This window comes from Mycobacterium sp. 1081908.1 (assembly GCF_001673535.1).
In the GTDB taxonomy this organism is placed as follows: Bacteria; Actinomycetota; Actinomycetes; order Mycobacteriales; family Mycobacteriaceae; genus Mycobacterium.
Genome location: NZ_LZLY01000127.1, coordinates 16,895 through 37,251 on the forward strand (window position 1 = coordinate 16,895; position 20,357 = coordinate 37,251).

Annotated in this window: 19 protein-coding genes and 1 pseudogene; 10 read left to right on the top strand and 10 right to left on the bottom strand. The window is 70.1% G+C overall.

Going from position 1 to position 20,357, the window contains the following annotated elements; all coding sequences use genetic code 11:
- Nucleotides 1–4 precede the first annotated feature (4 nt).
- Genes A5655_RS20510 through A5655_RS20520 form a run of 3 tightly spaced genes read right to left on the bottom strand, consistent with a single transcriptional unit; the run spans nucleotide 5 to nucleotide 3,202 of the window.
- Nucleotides 5–808 carry a class I SAM-dependent methyltransferase gene (locus A5655_RS20510; protein ID WP_067013158.1) on the bottom strand — a complete coding sequence of 268 codons (804 nt, stop codon included), beginning with the start codon at nucleotides 806–808 and terminating at the stop codon, nucleotides 5–7.
- The gene (locus tag A5655_RS20515; protein ID WP_067013160.1) at nucleotides 805–1,629 is read right to left on the bottom strand and encodes a class I SAM-dependent methyltransferase; all 825 of its coding nucleotides are present in this window, start codon (nucleotides 1,627–1,629) and stop codon (nucleotides 805–807) included. Before A5655_RS20515 ends, A5655_RS20510 begins: the two co-directional genes overlap by 4 nt.
- Nucleotides 1,630–1,660: 31 nt before the next feature.
- Complete coding sequence (locus A5655_RS20520; protein ID WP_067013162.1) at nucleotides 1,661–3,202, bottom strand: MFS transporter; 1,542 nt, start codon at nucleotides 3,200–3,202, stop codon at nucleotides 1,661–1,663.
- Nucleotides 3,203–3,281: 79 nt separating this feature from the next.
- On the opposite strand from A5655_RS20520, the gene A5655_RS20525 reads away from it, so the two are divergent.
- A complete protein-coding gene (locus A5655_RS20525; RefSeq protein WP_067013164.1) occupies nucleotides 3,282–3,926 on the top strand; it encodes a winged helix-turn-helix transcriptional regulator in 645 nt (214 codons plus the stop codon).
- Between the two features lie 149 nt (nucleotides 3,927–4,075).
- Nucleotides 4,076–4,609: pseudogene (locus A5655_RS28885) on the top strand (PPE family protein); the annotation flags it as partial.
- Between the two features lie 285 nt (nucleotides 4,610–4,894).
- On the opposite strand, the gene A5655_RS20535 reads toward A5655_RS28885, so the two are convergent.
- The gene (locus A5655_RS20535) at nucleotides 4,895–5,998 is read right to left on the bottom strand and encodes a cytochrome P450 (protein WP_067013168.1); all 1,104 of its coding nucleotides are present in this window, start codon (nucleotides 5,996–5,998) and stop codon (nucleotides 4,895–4,897) included.
- A 74-nt stretch (nucleotides 5,999–6,072) separates the two neighbouring features.
- On the opposite strand from A5655_RS20535, the gene A5655_RS20540 reads away from it, so the two are divergent.
- Nucleotides 6,073–6,645: a TetR/AcrR family transcriptional regulator gene (locus tag A5655_RS20540; RefSeq protein ID WP_067013170.1), complete on the top strand. Its 573-nt coding sequence runs from the start codon at nucleotides 6,073–6,075 to the stop codon at nucleotides 6,643–6,645.
- On the opposite strand, the gene A5655_RS20545 is transcribed toward A5655_RS20540, so the two are convergent.
- On the bottom strand, nucleotides 6,642–7,286 hold the full coding sequence (locus tag A5655_RS20545; RefSeq protein WP_067013171.1) for a TetR/AcrR family transcriptional regulator: 645 nt from the start codon (nucleotides 7,284–7,286) through the stop codon (nucleotides 6,642–6,644). The two genes, A5655_RS20540 and A5655_RS20545, sit on opposite strands and share 4 nt — an antisense overlap.
- 60 nt (nucleotides 7,287–7,346) lie before the next feature.
- On the opposite strand from A5655_RS20545, the gene A5655_RS20550 reads away from it, so the two are divergent.
- Nucleotides 7,347–8,543: an acyl-CoA dehydrogenase family protein gene (locus A5655_RS20550; RefSeq protein WP_067013173.1), complete on the top strand. Its 1,197-nt coding sequence runs from the start codon at nucleotides 7,347–7,349 to the stop codon at nucleotides 8,541–8,543.
- Between the two features lie 7 nt (nucleotides 8,544–8,550).
- Here the strand turns inward: A5655_RS20550 and A5655_RS20555 are convergent, their stop codons facing one another.
- The 3 genes from A5655_RS20555 to A5655_RS20565 are packed head-to-tail and all read right to left on the bottom strand — an operon-like array spanning nucleotide 8,551 to nucleotide 10,786.
- Entirely contained in the window at nucleotides 8,551–9,144 is a 594-nt protein-coding gene (locus A5655_RS20555) for a TetR/AcrR family transcriptional regulator (protein ID WP_067013176.1), read from the bottom strand.
- 12 nt (nucleotides 9,145–9,156) lie between these two features.
- On the bottom strand, nucleotides 9,157–9,993 hold the full coding sequence (locus tag A5655_RS20560; protein WP_067013178.1) for an SDR family oxidoreductase: 837 nt from the start codon (nucleotides 9,991–9,993) through the stop codon (nucleotides 9,157–9,159).
- Entirely contained in the window at nucleotides 9,986–10,786 is an 801-nt protein-coding gene (locus A5655_RS20565) for an SDR family oxidoreductase (protein ID WP_067013179.1), read from the bottom strand. Before A5655_RS20565 ends, A5655_RS20560 begins: the two co-directional genes overlap by 8 nt.
- A 194-nt stretch (nucleotides 10,787–10,980) precedes the next feature.
- Between A5655_RS20565 and A5655_RS20570 the strand changes: the two genes are divergently transcribed.
- Genes A5655_RS20570 through guaA form a run of 4 tightly spaced genes read left to right on the top strand, consistent with a single transcriptional unit; the run spans nucleotide 10,981 to nucleotide 16,184 of the window.
- Nucleotides 10,981–11,409, top strand: a complete 429-nt coding sequence (locus A5655_RS20570; protein WP_067013181.1) for an MmpS family transport accessory protein — start codon at nucleotides 10,981–10,983, stop codon at nucleotides 11,407–11,409.
- Nucleotides 11,388–14,246, top strand: coding sequence for an MMPL family RND transporter (locus tag A5655_RS20575; protein ID WP_197508750.1), 2,859 nt, complete (start codon nucleotides 11,388–11,390; stop codon nucleotides 14,244–14,246). Before A5655_RS20570 ends, A5655_RS20575 begins: the two co-directional genes overlap by 22 nt.
- Complete coding sequence (locus A5655_RS20580; protein WP_067013184.1) at nucleotides 14,243–14,605, top strand: SRPBCC domain-containing protein; 363 nt, start codon at nucleotides 14,243–14,245, stop codon at nucleotides 14,603–14,605. Before A5655_RS20575 ends, A5655_RS20580 begins: the two co-directional genes overlap by 4 nt.
- 4 nt (nucleotides 14,606–14,609) lie before the next feature.
- Nucleotides 14,610–16,184: a glutamine-hydrolyzing GMP synthase gene (guaA, locus tag A5655_RS20585; RefSeq protein WP_197508751.1), complete on the top strand. Its 1,575-nt coding sequence runs from the start codon at nucleotides 14,610–14,612 to the stop codon at nucleotides 16,182–16,184.
- An 82-nt stretch (nucleotides 16,185–16,266) separates the two neighbouring features.
- Here guaA and A5655_RS20590 read toward each other — a convergent pair whose 3' ends face one another.
- A complete protein-coding gene (locus A5655_RS20590; protein WP_231999217.1) occupies nucleotides 16,267–16,854 on the bottom strand; it encodes a hypothetical protein in 588 nt (195 codons plus the stop codon).
- An 89-nt stretch (nucleotides 16,855–16,943) separates the two neighbouring features.
- Between A5655_RS20590 and A5655_RS20595 the strand changes: the two genes are divergently transcribed.
- Together A5655_RS20595 and A5655_RS20600 are read left to right on the top strand one after the other, a co-directional pair.
- Nucleotides 16,944–17,600: a hypothetical protein gene (locus tag A5655_RS20595; protein WP_067013188.1), complete on the top strand. Its 657-nt coding sequence runs from the start codon at nucleotides 16,944–16,946 to the stop codon at nucleotides 17,598–17,600.
- Between the two features lie 35 nt (nucleotides 17,601–17,635).
- Nucleotides 17,636–19,165 (top strand): DNA polymerase Y family protein, encoded by a 1,530-nt coding sequence (locus tag A5655_RS20600; protein ID WP_067013202.1) that lies wholly within the window; start codon nucleotides 17,636–17,638, stop codon nucleotides 19,163–19,165.
- 6 nt (nucleotides 19,166–19,171) lie between these two features.
- On the opposite strand, the gene A5655_RS20605 is transcribed toward A5655_RS20600, so the two are convergent.
- Nucleotides 19,172–20,326, bottom strand: a complete 1,155-nt coding sequence (locus A5655_RS20605) for an alpha-hydroxy-acid oxidizing protein (RefSeq protein WP_067013190.1) — start codon at nucleotides 20,324–20,326, stop codon at nucleotides 19,172–19,174.
- Nucleotides 20,327–20,357 lie beyond the last annotated feature (31 nt).

Below are 20,357 nucleotides of genomic sequence, written 5' to 3' on the forward strand. Positions count from 1 at the left end.
GACATTACCGTTCGACAATCGCCTGGACGGCGCGGACGCGTCCGTCCGCCAGCGCGTGGGTCAGGTTTTCGGCTTTTCGGCGGAAGTTGGTGACGAAGGCGTGCAGTCCCAACGGGCCGTCGGGCTGGGCCAGGATGGCCTGCATCAGCGCGGCCGCCTGGTCGGTGAGGTCGTTCCACTGTCGGACCGTGAACCCCGCGGACTCGACCGCGCCGCGCAATTCATCGGGCGTGACCAGGTGGCTGCGGTCGGGGTGGTCGGCCCAGGGCAGGGGGTAGTCGAGTTGGCCGGTGTCACCAATCACGATGTCCCACAGGGCAAGCCGACCGCCGTCCTTGAGCACCCGGTGCGCCTCGGAGTACAGCCGCGCCTTGTCCGCCACGTTCATCTGGACGTGCTGGCTGATGGCGACCTCGAAAGCGCCGTCGGGAAAGGGCAGTTCGGTGACGTCGGCCTGGCCAACCTCGATGAGGGCGTCTAGCCCGACGAGTCGATTGAGCCAGCGGTTGGTTTCGCAGTATTCGTCGGTGAGGTCCACGGCGGTGACTCGGCAGCCGTAGCGGTCGGCGACGTAGCGGGCGGTGCCGCCGACGCCACTGCCCGCGTCGAGGACGTCGCTGTCACCGGTGATGCGCGCCAGGTCGACGAGCTGCCCGGTGGCGATGCGGCCCATGGTGTGGAAGTCCTCCAGCATGGCCAGGTCGGCGGGCGCCAGGCGGTCGAGGTCCATCCCGGCGGAGCGCAGCGCCCGCTCGATGTTGTTGCGCGACAGGCCGGTCGAATACTGCTCGATGATCGTGGCGTTCATTTCTGCACCTCTGACCATGCGGTGATGATGGAGGGCATGGTGATGAGGGCGTTGGCCGCCAGCGCTTCCTCGCGGAAACGCGGCACGAATTCGCTCATGTCGTCGAGATCGTCGAGGCCGAAGCCCCCTTGTTCTGCGATGGGCGAGACGAGCCGCCAGACTTCCGCGCCGTAGTCGAGGATGTCGGCGTCGGCGGCGGTGCCGATCGGCGCGCCGATGGCCAGCCGCGGCGCGCCCAGGCCTGCGTCGGCGAAGACCGCGTGCAGCGTGGTGCCGAACCGCGGGCTGATGCCCATGGCCTCGAAGGCGCGGACGATGCCCGCGATCACCTGGCTGAACAGTGGCAGCTCCGGGACGCTGCGCGCCCGAGTGATGTCGATCTCGGCGAACGCGATCACGCCGCCGGGGCGCAGCAACGAGCTGAGGTGCCGCAGGGTGGCGGCCGGGTCGGGCAGGTGCATCAGGATCAATCGGCCGATGACCGCGTCGACCGGTTCGTCCAGGGTGATCGCGTCGATGACCGCTTGTGTGAAATGCACTGTGGACAAGCCTTTTTCGGCGGCGCGGGCGCGGGCCAGTTCGACCATGGCGGGTGCGGCGTCGACGCCGAGCACGCTTCCCGTCGGCCCGACCAGCCGGGCGGCGACGAACGACACGTCGCCGGGGCCGCTGCCGATGTCGAGCACCCGCATGCCCGGGCGCAGCCCGGCGAGCCGCAGCGCGTGCTCGGTGTAGCCGTCGTACAGCCGTCCCTGCAGGAGCAGCCGCTGCACCTCCGCGTCGGCGTGGCCGAGGACGTACGTGCTTTCTGATGTACCCATTGGTTTCGTACCTTTCTGTGTGGGAGCGGTTCTAGGCGTTCGCCAGTTCGGGGGATGTCGGTCGCGCGGCCCGCGCCGGCAGGAGCCAGGCCACGAGGATCGCGGCGCCCAGCGCGATGCCCGCGCACACCAGGGAGCTCACCTGCAGGCCGTCGAGGAAGGCGCGATCCACGACGGCGCGGACGTGGCCGGCCTGTTGCACGGGCAGGCGTCCGATCACCGTGTGCGCGAAGGCCATCGAGTTCCGCATCGCGTCGGCGGGCAGCCCGGTCAAGGCGTTTCCCGAGAGATGTCCCGAGTACACCGACGCGAAGATGCTGCCCGCGATCGCGACCCCGAGGGTGCCGCCGAGCTCGCGCGTCGTGTCGTTGACGGCGGAGCCGACGCCGGCCTTGTCGACCGACAGCGATCCCATGATGGCCTCGGTGGCCGGCGAAAAGGTTAGCCCGAGGCCGCCGCCGAGCAGCAGCATCTGCGCCGCGATCTGGTTGTAGGGCGTGGCGGCGTCCGCGGTGGATGCCCACGCCAGCCCGGCGGCGAACACGGCCAGCCCGCCGGCGACGACGGCAGTGGTGCCGATTCGCTCCACCGCCCGGGGTCCCAGGATGCTGGCCAGCGCGATGGAGGCGGCGACCGGAAGCAGGCGCACGCCGCTCTGAAACGCCGTGTAGTCCTTGATGAATTGGAAGTACTGGGTGATGACGAAGATGAAGCCGAAGAGGGTCAGAAAGCCGGCGGTCACGGCGAGGCTGCCGCCGGAGAACCGGCGGTTACCGAACACCGAGACGTCCAGCATCGGGTGGGTGCTGCGCCGCTCCCACGCCGCGAACCCGGCGAGAACGGCCGCGGCGAGGGCGAATCCGGCGGCGGTCCGGGCGTTGGTCCATCCCCAGGTGGGCGCCTCGATCACGGTGTAGACCAGCGTCGTGATTCCGACCGCGGACAGGATCAGGCCGGGGACGTCGACGCGCGGCGCCGCCGGGTCGCGAGAGGTCGGGACGAACAGGACGCCGCCGATGATGGCCAGCGCCGCGATCGGGATGTTGACCATGAAGATCGAGCCCCACCAGAAGTGTTCGAGCAGCCAGCCGCCGCTGATCGGTCCCACGGCCACCCCGACGCCGACCATGGCCGCCCACAGCCCGATCGCCTTGGCTCGCGGCACCGGGTCGGTGAAGATGTTGGTGATCAGGCCTAGCGTGGTGGGGAAGATCACCGCGGCGCCGACGCCCATCGCGGCGCGGGCGGCGATCAGCGCGTCGGCCGAATTCACTTGCGCGGCAACGGCTGAGGTGAGCGCGAAGAGTGCGAGTCCGGAGCTGAGCCAGCCCCGCCGGCCGTAGCGGTCGGACAGGCTGCCGGCCGACAGCAGCAGTCCCGCCATGACCAGCGTGTAGGCATCGACGATCCATTGCAGCTGGGCGGTGTCGGCGCCGAGCTCGCGCGACAGGGTGGGCAGCGCGACGTTGACGATGGTGGCGTCGACGCTGATGACGAAGACGCCGAGGCAGATCACGGCGAGTGCCGCGATGGGGCGGTTTTTGAAGATCGGGTAGGTGGGTTCGGTGTTCATGGACAAGACGCTAAAGCCAATAGACAAATAAATCAAGTAGTAAGTTGAAAAAGATGTCCGCCGGCGGTAGAGTGGCCTGGTGGCGTCCCGCAGGAACTACAACCAGAACTGTCCGATCGCCCGCGGACTCGACGTCGTGGGCGAGCGCTGGACACTGCTGATCCTGCGCGAGCTGGTCGGCGGCGCTCGCCGTTACGGCGACCTGCGCGACCAGCTTCCCGGCATCGCGACCAATCTCCTGGCCGAGCGGCTCAAGGAGCTGCAAGAGGCGGGGCTCGTCGAGCGCGCCGACCTGCCGGCGCCGATCGGGCGCACCGTATACAGCCTCAGCGACCTCGGCTGGCAGCGGGCGCTGCCGATCCTGCAGAGCATCGCGTGGTTCGGGCTGGACCGGATCGACCCGATCGGGGACGGCCCGGCGACGCCGCTGAACGGGTTCCTGGCCGGGATCCTGCTGGGTTTCGACCCGGCTGCCGGCGCCGGCCTGGAGGCGACGTGTCGCGCCGAGATCGACGGCCGCCGTTTCGATTTCGCGATCACGCAGGGTCGCCTGGCCGCCGCTCGCGGCGAGCCCTCGGTGACCCTCACCGCCAGCGCGGCGGACCTGGTGAACGCGCGTCTGGGGTCGACCGAGGCCAAGCGCAGGGCGGCGCTGCGGCGCGTCGAGGTCGAAGGCGACCCCGAGACCGTCGACGCCGTGCGCCGGGCGTTCGCGCTCCGCTAGATCGACCTTTCCCGGAACCGTGGATTTTCGGGCCACGTTGCAATACAGTCGTATCGTCTTCGAGCTGTTTTCGCTGGCACGCATGTCCATACGAAGGGACGGCTGTGACGAATTTTGCGGTGCTGCCACCAGAGGTGACGTCCGCGCAGATGTATACCGGTGCGGGCTCGGGGCCGATGCTGGCCGCCGCGGCGGGCTGGTCCGGGCTGGGCGACGAGCTGGGATCGGCGGCGGACTCGTTTGCCTCCCTGACTTCCGGCCTGGCGGGTGGGCCCTGGCAGGGGCCGGCGTCGGCGGCCATGGCGGCCGTGGCCACTCAATACGCGCAGTGGCTCAACGCATCGGCGGCTCAGGCCGCCGGCGCGGCCTCACACGCCAATGCGACGGCCGCGATCTTCGAGGCGGCCAAGGCGGCGATCACGCATCCGGCGGCCGTCACCGGCAATCGCCTGCAGCTGCTGTCGCTGGTGCGTTCCAACCTGTTCGGGTTCAACGCCCCGGCGATCGCGGCCGCGGAGGGCGCGTACGAGGAGATGTGGGCCCAGAACGTCGCCGCGCTGGCCGGCTATCACGGCGCGGCCTCGGCGGTGGCCGCCCAACTGGCACCGTGGCAGCAGCTGCCGTCGGCCCAGGCAACCCCGGCGACGAACTTAGGCGCTGTTTTCACCCCGCAAACGGCCGCGAAGGTCGCTACAACTGTCGCGGCGGACGCGCGTGACCTGGGGCTATATGTCGACTCCGAGGTCGGTGCCATCCAAGTCGCCAACGCGGCCGTGCTCAACGCTCACCCCGTTCAGATCCCCAGGCGCGTCGTGCAAGCGGTCAGGACGGACACGGCAGCGGTGGCGCGAATGGCCACTCGCATCATTGAGTTTCCTGCGGGGGCAGTCGCGGACGCCGGTGCGGTCATCGCTGAGCAAGCCTCACCGCCGCCGCCCGTCAACCCCACGCTGCCGCCGTAGCGAGCCTCACCAGGACACCGGAAGTTCGACGAGGCCGCCGGTGAGCGTGTCGGCGCGCGTCGATAACGTCGCGGGATCGACGGTCAGGCGCATCGACGGGAACCGCGGAATCAATTGCCCGAAAACCGTTTTCAGCTCGATGCGCGCCAGCGGGGCCCCGATGCAGTAGCGCGCGCCGTGCCCGAACGTGAGGTGTGCTGCCTGCTTGCGTGCGACGTCGACGCGCTGCGGGTCTTCGAACGTCGCGGGGTCGTGGTTGGCCGAGCCCACGTCCAGCAGCACCAGGTCCCCGGCGTGGATGGCGACGTCGTCGATGTCGAAGTCCGTGCGCGCGTAGCGGGGGATACCGCCCACCGCGTCGCCGCCGGCCGTCGCCCGCAGCAGCTCCTCGACCGCGTTGGGGATCAGCCCGGGGTCATCGACCAGCGCCTGCCACTGGTCACGATTCGACAGCAATAGCATTGCGCTCAGCCCGATCTGGACCACCGTGGTCTCGTGCCCGGCGAACAGCAGGAACATCGACATCATCGCGGCCTCCTCGTCGGAGACGCCGTCGGTCGCGCAGAGCCGCGACGTCACGTCGTCGCCGGGGTGGGCGCGCTTGCGCTCGACCAACCCGCGGCCGTAATCGAACAGCTCGGCCAGCCCGCGCTCGGAGCGGGCGTGATCGCGCACGTTGCCGGCGTCCTCCGCCCAGGCGCGGAACTGGTCGCGGTCGGAGTAGGGCACCCCGAGTAGCTCGCAGATCACCAGGATGGGCAGCGGCAGCGCCAGCCGCGCGTGCAGGTCGGCCGGGGGGCCCTGGGCCGCAAGGTCGTCCAGCAGTTCGGTGGTGAGCGCGGCCACCCTGGGCTCCAGCGACCGCAGGTGCCTCGGCGAGAAATGGGGCTGCAGCAGTGCGCGCATCCGCGCGTGGTCGGCATCCTCGGTGTCGAAGTCGCCCATCGGGCCGCCGAACAGCGCGGATTCCCCGGTGCGCGAAGCGGTTTCGGGGTTTCGGTGGGAGCGACCGAGGCGATCGTCGTCGAGGAGGCGGCGTACCTGGACGTAGTCGGTGACCAGCCAGGCCTCGTCGCCGACCGGTGTTCGCACCCGATGAATTTCAGTCATCGAAGCCCCGCCTTGTATAGATACGCATTTACAAGAGTACTTGTACACTCTTCTCTAGACAAGAGGAGGGTGCGATGACGGCGGTCCGATCGGAGCCGACCCGGCGGATGCCCCGCGCGCAGCGGCGCGAACAGATCCTCGAGGCCGCCACGCGCGCCTTCGCCCGCGGCGGCTTCGCGAACACCGGGCTCGACGCGATCGCCGCGGAGGCCGGTGTCACCCCGGTGATCCTGTACCGGCACTTCGCCTCGAAGGCCGAGTTGTATCGGGAGGTCATCGAGGGCGGTCACGGCAGGCTTCGCGAAGCCACCGGCCCCGACGACTTCGACGACGCCAGCATCCCCGCGCTGATCCGCGCCGCCTCAGCGGATCCGGACACCTTCCGGCTGCTCTACCGGCATGCCGCGCGCGAAGCGGAGTTCCGCGACGTCATCGACACCCTCATCGAGGGCTCAGCCGACATCACCCGCCGCCACCTCGCGGGCGTCGGCGACGACCGGTGGCGCAACTGGGCGGCGCGACTCCTGCCCACCATGACGATCGACGCCGTCATCGCCTGGCTCGATGCCGGCCAGCCCGACCCCGACCAAGCCGCCGCGCGAATCCGCAGCGTCGTCGACGCCGTGATCCACGCGGCGTCGGGCTAGCCGAGCAGGGCGTCGATCCAGGCTTGGGCGATGAACTTGCCGTAGCGGGCCGCCGACCACCCGCGTTCGAGGACGAGAAGTTCGTAAAGCTCGGGCGCGTGGTACGTCCACAGGATGTCGCGCGCCTGGGTGGCGCCGACCCGAAGCTGCCCCGTGCCGGCCAGGCCCGAGGCGAACATCGTCATGGCCGTGAGGGTTTCGTGCCGGATCTGCTTCCAGACCTCCGCGGCGTCGGGCGACGACGCGGCGCCGTCGCGAGCCAGCAGCTGGACCGGGGCGCTGCGCGGCATGGTGGCGGCCAGGTGCTTGGCGTAGAGCTCGAGCTTGCGGGCGGCGTCGGGGGCGTCGCGCACCTTCTGGATGACGTCTCGATCGGCCATTGGGATCGGTTCGTCGTCGCCGGCCACCGACACGTCGAAGAGCGCCTTGAGCACGCCCGCCTTGGTCGCGAAGGCCTTGTACACGGTCTCGACCGACACGCCGGCGTCCCGCGCGATCTCCGCGATGGTGGTCGCGGCGTAGCCCCGCGCCAAGAAGCGCTGGCGGGCGGACGCGAGCACCGCCTGCCGATTCTGTTGGGCCTGTTGACGACGACGGCTCGAGTCGTAGCGGCGCGGGGCCGGGCCCTTGACAGATCCCATAATTGAGTAGATGCTCCTGTATCGATTACTGGTTACTGTACCAAAAGCTAGGGAGCCGACATGACAACCGCGACACGTGTCGTCGCCGCATTGGCGGACGGAGACCATCCCACGGCGGTAGCGCGCGCCCTGGCACCCGAAATCACGCGGCGCGCCGACGAAGCCGAGGCGCTCGGGACGCTGCCGATCGATCTCGTCGGGCGGCTGCGCGCGGCCGGCGTCTTCCAGGCCCTGCAGCCGCGCGGGCTCGGCGGATTCGAGATCGCCCCCGTCGAGTTCATCGAGATGATCGAGGAATTGGCGCGCGCCGACGGCTCGACCGGCTGGGTTGCGGCCATCGGTGCCGGCGCACCCACGTTCACCGCTTGGCTCGAGCCGGCCGTCGCCCAGGATTTGTTCGGCTCGAACGCAGACTTCTTGGCCGCCACCGTGTTCGCCCCCACCGGGCGGGCCGTCCCCGACGGCGGGGGCCGGTTCGCCGTCGACGGCCGATGGCCGTTCGCCAGCGGTTGCCGGCACGCCGAATGGTTACTGACCGGGATGTTCGTGTTCGACGGCGACTCGCCGCGGATGATTGCCGGGCAGGGACCGGATTGGCGCCTCGGCTTCTTCCCGCGCGCCGACGCCGAAATCGTGGACAACTGGGACGTTTTGGGGCTGCGCGCCACCGGCAGCAACGACGTGGTCGGCCGCGGTCTGCGCGTCGCCGAGGAACACACCATCAGCCCGTTCTTCCGGCCGGCCCGCGCCGACGGGCCGCTGTGGCGGCTGCCGTTCTTCACGATGGTGGGTGCGGCGCTCGTCGGCGTCCCGCTCGGGATCGCGCGGCGCGCGCTCGACGAATTCGCCGACCTCGCGACCACGAAGACGCGGGCCGGCGCGTTCGAGCCGCTCGCCGGGGACCCGGTCGCCCAGGTCGAATTCGCCGGTGCCGAAGCGGGTTTGCGGTCCGCGCGGGCCTTCGTTCTCGGCGAGGCCGGCGCCCTGTGGGACACCGCGCTCGCCGGCGACGCACCGACTCTGGAGCAGCGCGCGCGTTTCCAGCTCGCCGCCCAGCAGGCGATGCGCGCGGCGCGCCAAGCCGTCGACACGGCGTTCGGCCTGACCGGCGCGGGTGCGGTGCACGCCGCCCACCCGCTGCAACGGTGCTTCCGGGATCTGCACACCGTCGGCCAGCACGTGTACTTCAGCCCGGCCGCCCTGCAGCGCTACGCCAACACCCGCTTCGGCATCACCCAGCCGACCCACCTGATGTGACGCCGGCCTACAGGGCGTTGATCCACCTTTCGATGCGCCGGGCCTCGTGCGCCATCAGCTCGGGTTGCGCCAGCGCGTTGGTCAACACGGCGCTGCCCTCGTAGGCGATGACGAGGTCGCGCGCCAGGTCGCGCGCGTCGCGGCGGCCCATCGCGTGGAATTGCTGCTCGGCCCAGTCCAGCAGGGTCTGCATGATCGGGGCGGTCAGCGCGGGCGACCGGCCCGATTGGTTCGCCAGCTCGGTGCACAGGGTTCCCAGCGGACAGCCGTGGTCGGCGATGGCGTCGCCCGATTCGGCCAGCATCCCGACGAGCGCCTTGAGCCGGGCCTTCGGGCTTCCGTACCGGCGCTGCAGTCCCGCGGTCGCGGCCCGGATTTCCTCGGTGCGCGCCTCCACGACGGCGGCCACGATGTCGTCTTTGGTCTTGAAGTAGTAGTACATGTTGCCCAGCGGCACCCCGGCGGCCTCGGCGATGTGCGCGAGCGTGGTGCCCGCGATGCCCTGCCGGTAGAACAGGTCGCACGCGGCTGCGATCAGTCGCTCGCGCTTGCCGGGGGGTGGCGGCGAGGCCGCCTCGTCGGCGTCGGTTGAGTCAGCCATATCACTCACGGACTATAGACGGCACGCGTCCATGCTCAGGTTCCACAGCAGGTCCCTGTTCTGCGGCGTGTTGTACGCGCTCCTGACCGTCTTCGGCGCGTTGTTGACGAAGTACTGCCCGGAGGCCTGCGCCGCATCCGGTGACCCGGCGAGGAACAGCGACGTGGCGGCGCCCTTCTCCGGAGAGCGGGAAAACGGCAGCGCCGCAACGGAGATCGCGCGGAAGACCCCTTCCGTTCCCCGCATCATCGGAGTCCTGACGATTCCGGGATGCGCCGCGTTGGCGGTGACGCGGGTCGGGCGGAGACGCTGCGCCAGTTCGATGGTGAACAGCAGCACGCAAAGTTTGGACGCGGCGTACGTGCGGATCGTCGAGAAACGGCGTTCGCTCTGCAGGTTGTCCGGGTCGAACTTGCCGGCGCGGTAGACGCTCGAGCTCAGGTTGACGACCCGGCCCTGCGCGCTTTTCTCCAATGCGTGGAGCAGCAATTGGGTCAGATAGAACTGCGCCAGGTAGTTGACCTGAAACGTCGTCTCGTATCCGTCGGCGGTCAGCACGCGTTGCGGCATGACCACCCCGGCGTTGTTGACGAGCACGTCCAGCCGCGGGTAGCGCGCCAGGAACGCCTCGGCGAGCCCGCGCAGCTGCGCCAGCGACCTGAGATCGGTGGTGAGGTAAGCGACGTCGCGATTGCCGGTGGACGCGACGATCTCGCTGGTGACACTGGCCGCCTTGGCCTCGTTGCGCGCGGCCAGCACCACGGAGTAGCCCGAGCGGGCGAGCTCGGTCGCGGTGACCCTGCCGATGCCGTCGGTGGCCCCCGTGATGAGGCAGATGGGCCTATCCATGGGCCTCGACCCGGGTGGGCCGCAACAGCATGCGCGACATCACCGAGCGGGTGACGGCGGCCGGCACGAGCGCGGCGGTCACCCGGTTGATTCGTCCCGGTATGCAGCTGGCGCGATTGCGCTCGAGCGCGCGCAGCGCCTCGCGGGCGCAAACGTCCGGCGCCATGGGCGATATCGGCATCTTGTCGGGGTCCAGGCCCAGGTCGGCCAGCGCCGGCGTGCGGGTGGGCCCGGGGTGCAGCACCGTCACGTGCACCCCCCGCTTGGCCAGCTCGCCGTGCAGGCCCGCGCCGAGGCTGGTGATGTAGGCCTTGGTCGCCGCGGTATGCGCCATGTACGGCACGCCGTGCACTGCCCCGAGGGCGGAGACCAGGATGATGCCGCCGCGGCCGCGCCGCGCCAGCCGTTCACCGAAGTGGTGCGTCAAGCCCAGGTGTGCGGCGGTGTTCAGCCGCAGGATCGCCCGCTGCGCCTGCAGGTCGGAGTCCACGAAGGCGCCGGGCAGGGCCACGCCGGCGTTGGAGATCAGCAGCCCGACGTCGATGTCGTTGGTGGCCTCGGCGATCGGGGTCAGCGAGCCCGGGTCGGACAGGTCGACGCCGACGGCGCGGTACTCGACGCCGTAGTCGCGGCTCAGCGCCGCGCCCAGGTCCTGCAGCGCGGCGAGGCGGCGCGCGACGAGGATCACGTTGATGCCGGAATCGGCGAGCTGGTGGGCGAATTCGCGCCCGATCCCCGACGACGCGCCCGTCACGACGGCCCACGGGCCGAACCAATCTGCACTGATGCTCATGGCGTTGAACCTCCGAATCAAGTTAGTTAGGTAACTTAGCACTGGTCGCGGCCGGACGGCAAGACTGCGGGCCACGCGGGGGAGATGAGGCCGGGAAACCGTCTGTCAGGACTGATTTTGTCTTGCGCGATTTCCTCCGCGAGCGCTAGCGTATTGGTTAGGTAACTAACTTATACCTATCAAAAGGGGCGAGGATGACTGTCGTCAAACGCGCGTGGATTCCGCTGGTCGTGGTGGTCCTGGTCGCCATCGCGGGTTTCGCGGTCTACCGATTGCATGGCGCCTTCGGCGCGCGCGGCGCCACGTCGGCCGTCGGCGGCCGCCCCGATGACATCAAGCCCTTCAACCCCAAGCACGTGACCCTGCAGGTCTTCGGCCCGGAGGGGACCGTGGCGGACATCAACTATCTGGACGTCGAAGCCGCACCGCAGCGCGTTGACGGCATGCGGCTGCCGTGGACGTACAGCGTGGCCACGACGGCCCCGGCGGTCAGCGTGAACGTCGTGGCGCAGGGCGACGGTGCGGTCATCGGCTGCCGAATCACGGTGAACGGCGACGTCAAGGCCCAGCGGACGGTGGCGGGGATCCACCCCCAAACCTTCTGCTTGGTGAAGTCCGCGTGATCGCGCGAACGGTACGCCGGCTGTCGTTGCCCATCCTCCTTTTCTGGCTCGGGCTGGCCGCGGTCACCAATATCGTTGTGCCACAACTGGAAGCGGTCGGTGAGGCGCACGCCGTGTCGATGAGCCCCGAGGACGCCCCGGCGATACGGGCGATGAAGCGCGTCGGCCAGGTGTTCGGAGAATTCGACTCGGACAGCGCGGTCATGGTCGTGCTGGAAGGACAGGCGCCGCTGGGCGACGCGGCGCACCGGTTCTACGACGACCTGATGCGCAGGCTCGCGCGCGACCGCAAACACGTCGAGCACATTCAGGACTTCTGGGGCGATCCGCTCACCGCCGCCGGTTCGCAGAGCGCCGACGGCAAGGCCGCCTACGTCCAGGTTTATCTCGCGGGCCACCAGGGCGAGACGCTGGCCAACGAGTCCGTCGACGCCGTCCGGGCAATCGTGTCGAGCGCGGTGGCGCCCAACGGGGTTCGGGCGTACGTGGCCGGCCCCGCGGCCGTCACCACCGATCAGCTCGAGTTCGGCAACAAGAGCGCCCGCAAGGTGATGGGCGTGACGGTCGCGGTCATCGTGCTGATGCTGCTGATCGTGTACCGCTCGTTGGTCACCGTCCTGCTGACCCTGCTGATGGTGTTCATCGAACTGCCCGCCGTGCAGGGGGTGATCGCGTTCCTCGGAAGCCACGGGGTCATCGGGCTATCCACGTTCGCGGTGCAGATCCTGCCGATCCTCGCCATCGCCGCGGGCACCGATTACGCGATATTCATCGTGGGCCGATATCAGGAGGCCCGGCAGGCCGGGCAGGACCGGGAGTCCGCCTACTACACCATGTTTGGCGGCAGCGCCCATGTGGTGCTCGGCTCGGGCCTTACCATCGCCGGCGCGATGTTCTGCCTCAGCTTCACCAGGCTGCCCTATTTCCAGACGCTGGGCGCCCCGTGCGCGATCGGGATGTTCACGATGGTGGCGGGCGCACTCACGCTCGGTCCCGCCGTCATCACGTTGGGCAGCCGATTCGGGCTGTTCGACCCCAAACGCAAAATCAAGACGAGGGGATGGCGGCGGGTGGGAACCGCCGTCGTCCGGTGGCCCGCGCCGATCCTCGCGGCGACGTCCGCGACCGCGCTCGTCGGGCTGCTCGCCCTGCCGTCGTTCACGACGAGTTACAACGACCGCAATTACCTTCCCCGGACCACGCCGTCCAACATCGGCTACGCCGCGGCCGACCGGCACTTTTCACCCGCACGGTTGAACCCCGACCTGCTGTTGGTGGAGGCCGACCACGACATGCGCAATCCCGCCGACATGCTCGTCCTGGACCGGTTGGCCAAGGGCGTGTTCGGGGCCGACGGCGTCGCGCGCGTCCAGTCCATCACCAGGCCGCTGGGCGGCCCAATCACGCACACGTCCATCCCATTTCAGATCAGCATGCAGGGCACCACGCTGACCGAGAACATGAAGTACCTGCACGACCGGATGGCCGACATGCGCGCCGTCGCCGACCAAATGACGGGCGTCATCGACACCATGCAACGCATGCTCGCCCTGATGCGTCAGCTCGCCGCCACCACACACGACGTGGCCGGCCAGACGAAGCGGATCGTCGACGACACCACCGAAGTTCGCGACCGCATCGGCGATTTCGACGACTTCTTCCGGCCGCTGCGTGGCTACTTCCACTGGGAGCGGCACTGTTTCGACATCCCCGTCTGCTGGGCGCTGCGATCGGTATTCGACGCACTCGACGGCGTCGACACGCTCACCGACGACCTGGGCGGTCTGGTCAAGGACACCGACCGGCTGGATGAGCTGATGCCGCAGCTGATCTCGATGCTGCCGCCGATCATCGACGCCACGACGACCATGCGCGCGATGACCATGACGATGTACAGCACGTTCGCGGGCCTGCTGGACCAGATGGACGCCGCGCAGCAGAACGCCGCCGCGATGGGGCAGGCCTTCGACGCGGCGAAGAACGACGACTCCTTCTACTTGCCGCCGGAGGTATTCGACAACCCGGACTTCAAACGCGGCCTGGCGATGTTCCTCTCGCCCGACGGCAAGGCGGCGCGCCTGATCATCACCCACGACGGGGATCCCGCGACGCCCGAAGGCGTCTCGCGCGTCGACGCGATCAAGAAGGCCGCGCGCCACGCCCTCAAGGGAACCCCCTTGGAAGAGGCCAAGATCTACCTGGGGGGCACCGCCGCGACCTACAAGGACATGAGCGACGCGGCCAAGTACGATCTGCTGATCGCGGGAATCGCCGCGGCGTGCCTGATCTTCATCATCATGCTGGTCCTCACCAGCAGCGTCGTCGCCGCCCTGGTCATCATCGGCACCGTGGTGCTGTCGCTGGGATCGTCGTTCGGGCTGTCGGTGCTGGTGTGGCAGGACATCCTCGGAATTCCGTTGCACTGGCTGGTCATTGCGATGGCGCTGATCGTCCTGCTGGCCGTGGGATCGGATTACAACCTGTTGCTCGTCTCGCGGTTCAAAGAGGAAATCGGCGCCGGAATCAAGACCGGAATCATCCGCGCGATGGGCGGAACCGGCGCGGTGGTGACCTCCGCGGGCCTGGTGTTCGCGTTCACCATGTCTTCCTTCGTGTTCAGCGACCTGAAGATGATCGGTCAGTTCGGGACCACCGTCGGCATCGGGCTGCTCTTCGACACGCTGATAGTGCGGTCGCTGATGACGCCCTCGATCGCCGCGCTGCTCGGACGGTGGTTCTGGTGGCCCCGGCGGGTGGGCATTCCCGGCCGCCCGCAGCGGGCCCGGCTGCCCGACCGTCTTTTGGTCCGGACCGTCACCGAAAGCGTGCACCCGTGACCCGCCGCCAGACGCTGTCCGAGTCGATACGCGTCGCCGCGCCGCCCGACGAGGTGTGGGACCTGATCACCGCCGTCGCCGGCATCACCCAGTGGTACGACACCTGGGACGCGGTGGAACACTCCGCCGGCGACGAACGACTGCAGGTCGGCACGTCGTTTCGGCTGATCCGTCACCGTCGCGGCCGCGACGACACCGCGCTGTGCCGCGTGACCTCGGTGCAACCGCGCACGCGATTGTGCTGGGTGCAGTACGCCCCCCGGCTGCCCGCGATGTCGGTCGAGTTCCGGTTGGCTGCCGAAACCGACGGCACCCTGCTCAGCCACACCCGGAGCTGGCTCGAGCCGGGCGAGCACTGATGCCATTAAGCTGGCTGCCGTGGAAACCCCCCCGTCCCGGCCCGTGCTGGTGGTCGATTTCGGCGCGCAGTACGCGCAGCTGATCGCCCGCCGGGTTCGCGAGGCACGGGTGTTTTCCGAGGTCATCCCGCACACCGCCACGGTCGAGGAGATCAAGGCCCGGGACCCGGTGGCGGTCGTGCTCTCCGGGGGACCGGCCAGTGTCTACGCCGACGGCGCCCCGCAGCTCGACCCGGCGCTGTTCGACCTCGGCCTGCCGGTGTTCGGCATCTGCTACGGGTTTCAGGCCATGGCGCAGGCCCTGGGCGGCACCGTCGCGCACACCGGCACCAGCGAATACGGCCGAACCGAGCTGAAAGTCCTTGGCGGCGACCTGCATTCGGGCCTGCCCGACGTCCAGCCGGTCTGGATGAGCCACGGCGACGCCGTCACCGCCGCGCCCGACGGGTTCGACGTGGTGGCCAGCAGCGCGGGCGCCGCGGTGGCCGCCTTCGAGGATCGGGCCCGTCGCCTGGCCGGCGTGCAGTACCACCCGGAGGTGATGCACACCCCGCACGGGCAACAGGTGCTCAGCCGCTTCCTGCACGACTTCGCCGGGCTCGGCGCCGAGTGGACGCCGGCCAACATCGCCGACGCGCTCGTCGAACAGGTGCGCGCCCAGATCGGTGATGGCCGCGCCATCTGCGGGCTGTCCGGTGGGGTGGACTCGGCGGTGGCCGCCGCGCTGGTGCAGCGCGCCATCGGTGACCGGCTGACGTGCGTCTTCGTCGACCACGGGCTGTTGCGCGCCGGCGAGCGCGACCAGGTGCAGCGCGACTTCGTCGCGGCCACCGGCGCCAACCTGGTCACCGTCGACGCCGCGGACACCTTCCTGCAGGCGCTGTCGGGCGTGACCAACCCCGAAGGCAAGCGCAAGATCATCGGCCGCCAGTTCATCCGGGCGTTCGAGGGCGCGGTGCGAGACATCGTGGGGGACACGGATTCCCAAGTCGACTTCCTGGTGCAGGGCACGCTGTATCCCGACGTGGTGGAGTCCGGCGGGGGCAGCGGCACCGCGAACATCAAGAGCCACCACAACGTCGGCGGCCTGCCGGACGACCTGAAGTTCAAACTCGTCGAGCCGCTGCGGCTGCTTTTCAAGGACGAGGTGCGCGCGGTCGGGCGCGAGCTGGGGCTGCCCGAGGAAATCGTTGCGCGCCAACCGTTTCCGGGGCCGGGGCTGGGCATCCGGATCGTCGGCGAGGTCACCGCGCAGCGGCTGGACACGCTGCGGCGCGCCGACTCGATAGTGCGTGAGGAGCTGACCGCCGCCGGACTGGACAAGCAGATCTGGCAGTGCCCGGTGGTGCTGCTGGGCGACGTCCGCTCGGTCGGCGTGCAGGGTGACGGGCGTACCTACGGACACCCGATCGTGCTGCGGCCGGTGTCCAGCGAGGACGCCATGACCGCCGACTGGACCCGGGTGCCCTACGAGGTGCTCGAGCGCATCTCGACCCGGATCACCAACGAGGTGGCCGAGGTCAACCGCGTGGTGCTGGACATCACCAGCAAGCCGCCGGGCACCATCGAGTGGGAGTAGCCGCGTCAGCCTGACGCGAACGTGCGGCCAGGCGCACACTCGAGGCCGAACGTGCGGCCAGCCGCACAGTCGAGGCGGCCGGCTACTGGACGAATTCGCGCCTGCCATAGGCGATCATGGCCCCATCCCAGTTCCCGCCGGCCGCGGTGACGAGCTTGCGGGCGATATCGCGATCGTCGTCTTCGGCGACCAGGATCAGGGTGTGGTCGGTCGTGGTGACGGATCCGCCGCGGATGCGGTCGCGGGCGATCGGGTCGGCCGCCAGCGCGTCGCCGAAGCGGACGACGTCGACGCCCGGCACGGCGATCAGGATCGCGTCCTGGTCCGGCGTGGGTTCGTAGTCGAAGGTCAGCACCGCTTCCTGGGCGAACTGGCGGCGCAGCGCCTCGGCGGCGGTGTGCACCGAGCCGTCGGCGCCGCACAGGTGAAATTCGCGCGAGCGCTCCCGGGTGGTTCGCTGCAGCGCGCTCGACCAATACACCCCGTCGAGCGGGGTCGATCCCGTCACCGCCGCGCCGTGTAGCGCGAGCGTCACGTCGGCCTGCGCCTCGAACAGGGGATCGGTGGTGTCGGCGGCGAACAGCTCCGCGGGTTGGCAGGGCGCGGCGTGGGCCGGCGCGGGAAAAGTGATGCAAAAAGGCACCATCAGCCCCACCAGCACCGAGCGCATAAAGCAGCCTCTCACGTTTCTTGACGGTTGTCGGAGGGTGGGTGTTTACTCGCCAATGTATCGAACATAAGTTCGAAAGGAGGCTGGTCATGACCGCGGCTTTCGCCTCCGAAAATCGCGTTGAGCAGCTGGAATCGCTGCGACGGCGGATGGCTGGGATCTCCGGGCGGGCTGTCACTCCCGCCGATGACATGCTGCCGGATTCGGAAGCCCTGGTGCCGCTCCCGCGGTGGCTGGCGGAGTCGCTGCCCGTGCCGTTGCCGCGCGGAACGGTGGCGGTGCTGTCGGGGGCCCGGTCGCTGCTGTTGAGCATGGTGGCCGCGGTGACGGCGGCCGGGGGCAACGTCGCCATCGTCGGCCAGCCGGACATCGGGCTGCTGGCCGCCGCCGAGATGGGGGCGGACCTGAGCCGGCTCGCGGTGATCCCGGATCCCGGAACCGATCCGGTCGAGGTGGCCGCGGTGCTCATCGACGGCATGGACCTGGTGGTGCTCGGGCTGGGCGGGCGCCAGGTGCCGCAGACCCGGGCGCGGGCGGTGGTGGCGCGGGCCCGCAACAAGGGGTGCACCCTGCTGGTCACCGACGGCGACTGGCAGGGGGCGCCGACGCGGCTCGCGGCGCGGGTCTGCGGCTACGAGATCACGGCGAACGGCCGGCCGGGCTTCGGCCGGATCAGCAGGGTGCGGCTGCAGATCAGCGGGGTGTGCGCGGGCAGGCGGGTGATCGGCCGGGCGCGGGCGGGGTGACTCCCGTGGCATCCCGGGCCCTGGCGATCTGGTGCATGGACTGGCCCGCGGTCGCGGCGTCGGCGGCGGCGGACCTGCCCGCGACGGCCCCGATCGCGGTCACGCTGGCCAACCGGGTGATCGCCTGCTCGTCGGCCGCCCGCGCGGCGGGGGTGCGGCGCGGGCTGCGGCGACGGGAGGCGGCGGCGCGGTGCCCGCAACTGCACGTCGCGCCGGCCGACGCCGACCGCGACGCCCGCTTTTTCGAACCGGTGATCGCCGCGGTGGACGACCTGGTGCCCCGCGCCGAGGTGCTGCGGCCCGGGCTCCTGGTGCTGCCGGTGCGCGGGGCGGCCCGCTACTTCGGGTCCGAGGAGCAGGCCGCCGAAAAGCTGATCGACGCGGTCGCCGTGGCCGGCGCCGAGTGCCAGGCCGGTATCGCCGACCAGTTGTCCACCGCGGTCTTCGCCGCGCGCGCGGGCCGGATCGTCGAGCCGGGGGGCGACGCGAGGTTTCTGTCGGTGCTGTCGATCCGGCAGCTCGCCACCGAGCCGAGCCTGTCCGGTCCGGGGCGAGAGGAGCTGACGGATCTGTTGTGGCGGATGGGAATTCGCACCATCGGGCAGTTCGCCGCGCTGTCCCGCACCGACGTGGCCTCCCGGTTCGGCGCCGACGGGGTGGCCGCGCACCGGTTCGCCCGCGGCGAACCCGAGCGGGGGCCGTCCGGGCGCGAGCCGCCGCCGGAACTCGAGGCCGTGCTGGATTGCGACCCGCCGATCGACCGGGTCGACGCCGCGGCCTTCGCCGGCCGCTCGCTGGCCGGCACGCTGCACCAGGCGCTGATGGCCGCGGGGGTGGGCTGCACCCGGCTGGCCATCCACGCCGTCACCGCCAACGGCGAAGAGCTGCAACGGGTATGGCGGTGCGCCGAGCCGTTGACCGAGGACGCCACCGCCGACCGGGTGCGTTGGCAGCTGGACGGGTGGCTGAGCAGCCGGACCGCCCGCACCCCGCGCCCGACCGCGCCGGTGACGCTGTTGCGGCTGCAGGCGGTGGAGGTGGTGTCCGCCGAGGCGCTGCAGTTGCCGCTGTGGGGTGGTCTCGGCGAGGAGGACAGGCTGCGGGCCCGCCGGGCGCTGGTGCGGGTGCAGGGCCTGCTCGGGCCGGAGGCGGTGCGGGTGCCGGTGCTGTCCGGCGGCCGCGGGCCGGCCGAACGCATCACGCTGACCCCGCTGGGCGACGAGCCGGTGCCGCAGGCCGACCCGGGTCCGCCGTGGCCCGGTCAACTGCCCGAGCCGTCGCCGGCGGTGCTGCTGGACGATCCGGTGGATCTGCTTGACGCTCAAGGCAATCCGATACGCGTTACCGCCCGGGGGATGTTCTCGGCCGACCCCGCCCATCTGACCGTGCGCGGCCGGGACCAGGGGCTGCGCTGGTGGGCCGGGCCGTGGCCGGTCGACGAGCGGTGGTGGGATCCCGAAGCCAAGGGGCGCGCCGCGCGCGCCCAGGTCCTGCTGGAGGACGAGCGGGCGTTTCTGCTGTGCTACCGCCAGCGGCGCTGGTATCTCGAGGGGAGCTACGAGTGAGCGCGCTTACCCGGTGGGCCGCAACGCGTCTGGCGTCAGATCCTTGAGCGAGGGGTAGCCGTCGACGGCCATGATCAGGTCCGCCTCGGCCAGCAGCGAACGCAGCACGTGCACGATGCCCTCGACGCCGCCGAGCGCCAGGCCGTAGGCGTAGGGGCGGCCGATCCCCACCGCGGTCGCGCCCATCGCCAGCGCCTTGATGATGTCGGCGCCGCTGCGGATGCCCGAGTCGAACAGCACCGGCATCCCGTCGGCGGCCTCGAGCACCCCGGGCAGGCACTCCAGGCAGGGCAGCCCACCGTTGGCCTGCCGGCCGCCGTGGTTGGAGCAGTAAATGCCGTCCACGCCAATGTCTTTGGCGCGGCGCACGTCGTCGGGATGGCAGATGCCCTTGACCATCAGCGGCAGGCTGGTTTCCGCCCGGAGCCACTCCAGGTCGCTCCACCGGAAGGGGCCGCCGAAGATCGGCAGCCTGCGCACCGCCTCCTCGGTGGCGTCCTGGCCGGGCTGCAGGCTCGCGCGGAAGACGGGGTCGGAGGTGTAGTTGCTCAGGCACCCGCTGGGCACCTGCGGGTAGTTCCCGGCGCTCAGGTCGCGGGGCCGCCAGCCGGTGACCCAGGTGTCGAGGGTGACCGCGATGGCCTTGAAACCGCACGCCTCGGCGCGGTGCACCAGGCTGGCCGCCATCTCGCGGTCCGGGGGCGTGTACAGCTGGAAAAACCCGGGAGTGTCGCTGAGTTCCGGGGCGACCTCTTCCATCGGGTCGGACGTGAGCGTGCCCACGAAGAACGGCACCCCGGTGCGCGCGGAGGCCCGCGCCGCGGCCAGGTCGCCGTGGCCGTCCTGGGCGCACACGCCGATGACGCCGATGGGCGCCATGAAGATCGGCGACGGCAGGGTGATGCCGAACAGCTCGATGGACATGTCGCGCTGTTCGGGGGCGATCCCCATGCGCGGGTACAGGCCCCAGCGTTTGAAGGCGTCGCAGTTGGCCCGCTGGGTGTGTTCGTCGCCGGCACCCCCTGCGACGTACCCCAGCACTTTCGGCGGCATCGCCGCGGCGGCCTTGGCCTCCAGGTCGGAGAACTTGATGGGGTAGGGCGGTTGACGGCCGGCCTGCCCCTGGTCGTATAGCTCGGTCTGATAGTCGGCGAAGGGCATGGCTCGCGCATACCCGGCGTTCGGTCGGCCA

What these genes read in the sequence shown, in the direction of transcription:
- A5655_RS20565 (WP_067013179.1), bottom strand. Translation starts at nt 10,786, where the DNA reads ATGAGCATCAGTGCAGATTGGTTCGGCCCGTGGGCCGTCGTGACGGGC.
- A5655_RS20560 (WP_067013178.1), bottom strand. Translation starts at nt 9,993, where the DNA reads ATGGATAGGCCCATCTGCCTCATCACGGGGGCCACCGACGGCATCGGC.
- A5655_RS20595 (WP_067013188.1), top strand. Translation starts at nt 16,944, where the DNA reads ATGACCGCGGCTTTCGCCTCCGAAAATCGCGTTGAGCAGCTGGAATCG.
- A5655_RS20535 (WP_067013168.1), bottom strand. Translation starts at nt 5,998, where the DNA reads ATGACTGAAATTCATCGGGTGCGAACACCGGTCGGCGACGAGGCCTGG.
- A5655_RS20605 (WP_067013190.1), bottom strand. Translation starts at nt 20,326, where the DNA reads ATGCCCTTCGCCGACTATCAGACCGAGCTATACGACCAGGGGCAGGCC.
- A5655_RS20555 (WP_067013176.1), bottom strand. Translation starts at nt 9,144, where the DNA reads ATGGCTGACTCAACCGACGCCGACGAGGCGGCCTCGCCGCCACCCCCC.
- A5655_RS20550 (WP_067013173.1), top strand. Translation starts at nt 7,347, where the DNA reads ATGACAACCGCGACACGTGTCGTCGCCGCATTGGCGGACGGAGACCAT.
- A5655_RS20590 (WP_231999217.1), bottom strand. Translation starts at nt 16,854, where the DNA reads ATGCGCTCGGTGCTGGTGGGGCTGATGGTGCCTTTTTGCATCACTTTT.
- A5655_RS20540 (WP_067013170.1), top strand. Translation starts at nt 6,073, where the DNA reads ATGACGGCGGTCCGATCGGAGCCGACCCGGCGGATGCCCCGCGCGCAG.
- A5655_RS20570 (WP_067013181.1), top strand. Translation starts at nt 10,981, where the DNA reads ATGACTGTCGTCAAACGCGCGTGGATTCCGCTGGTCGTGGTGGTCCTG.
- A5655_RS20520 (WP_067013162.1), bottom strand. Translation starts at nt 3,202, where the DNA reads ATGAACACCGAACCCACCTACCCGATCTTCAAAAACCGCCCCATCGCG.
- A5655_RS20515 (WP_067013160.1), bottom strand. Translation starts at nt 1,629, where the DNA reads ATGGGTACATCAGAAAGCACGTACGTCCTCGGCCACGCCGACGCGGAG.
- A5655_RS20545 (WP_067013171.1), bottom strand. Translation starts at nt 7,286, where the DNA reads ATGGGATCTGTCAAGGGCCCGGCCCCGCGCCGCTACGACTCGAGCCGT.
- A5655_RS20600 (WP_067013202.1), top strand. Translation starts at nt 17,636, where the DNA reads ATGGACTGGCCCGCGGTCGCGGCGTCGGCGGCGGCGGACCTGCCCGCG.
- A5655_RS20510 (WP_067013158.1), bottom strand. Translation starts at nt 808, where the DNA reads ATGAACGCCACGATCATCGAGCAGTATTCGACCGGCCTGTCGCGCAAC.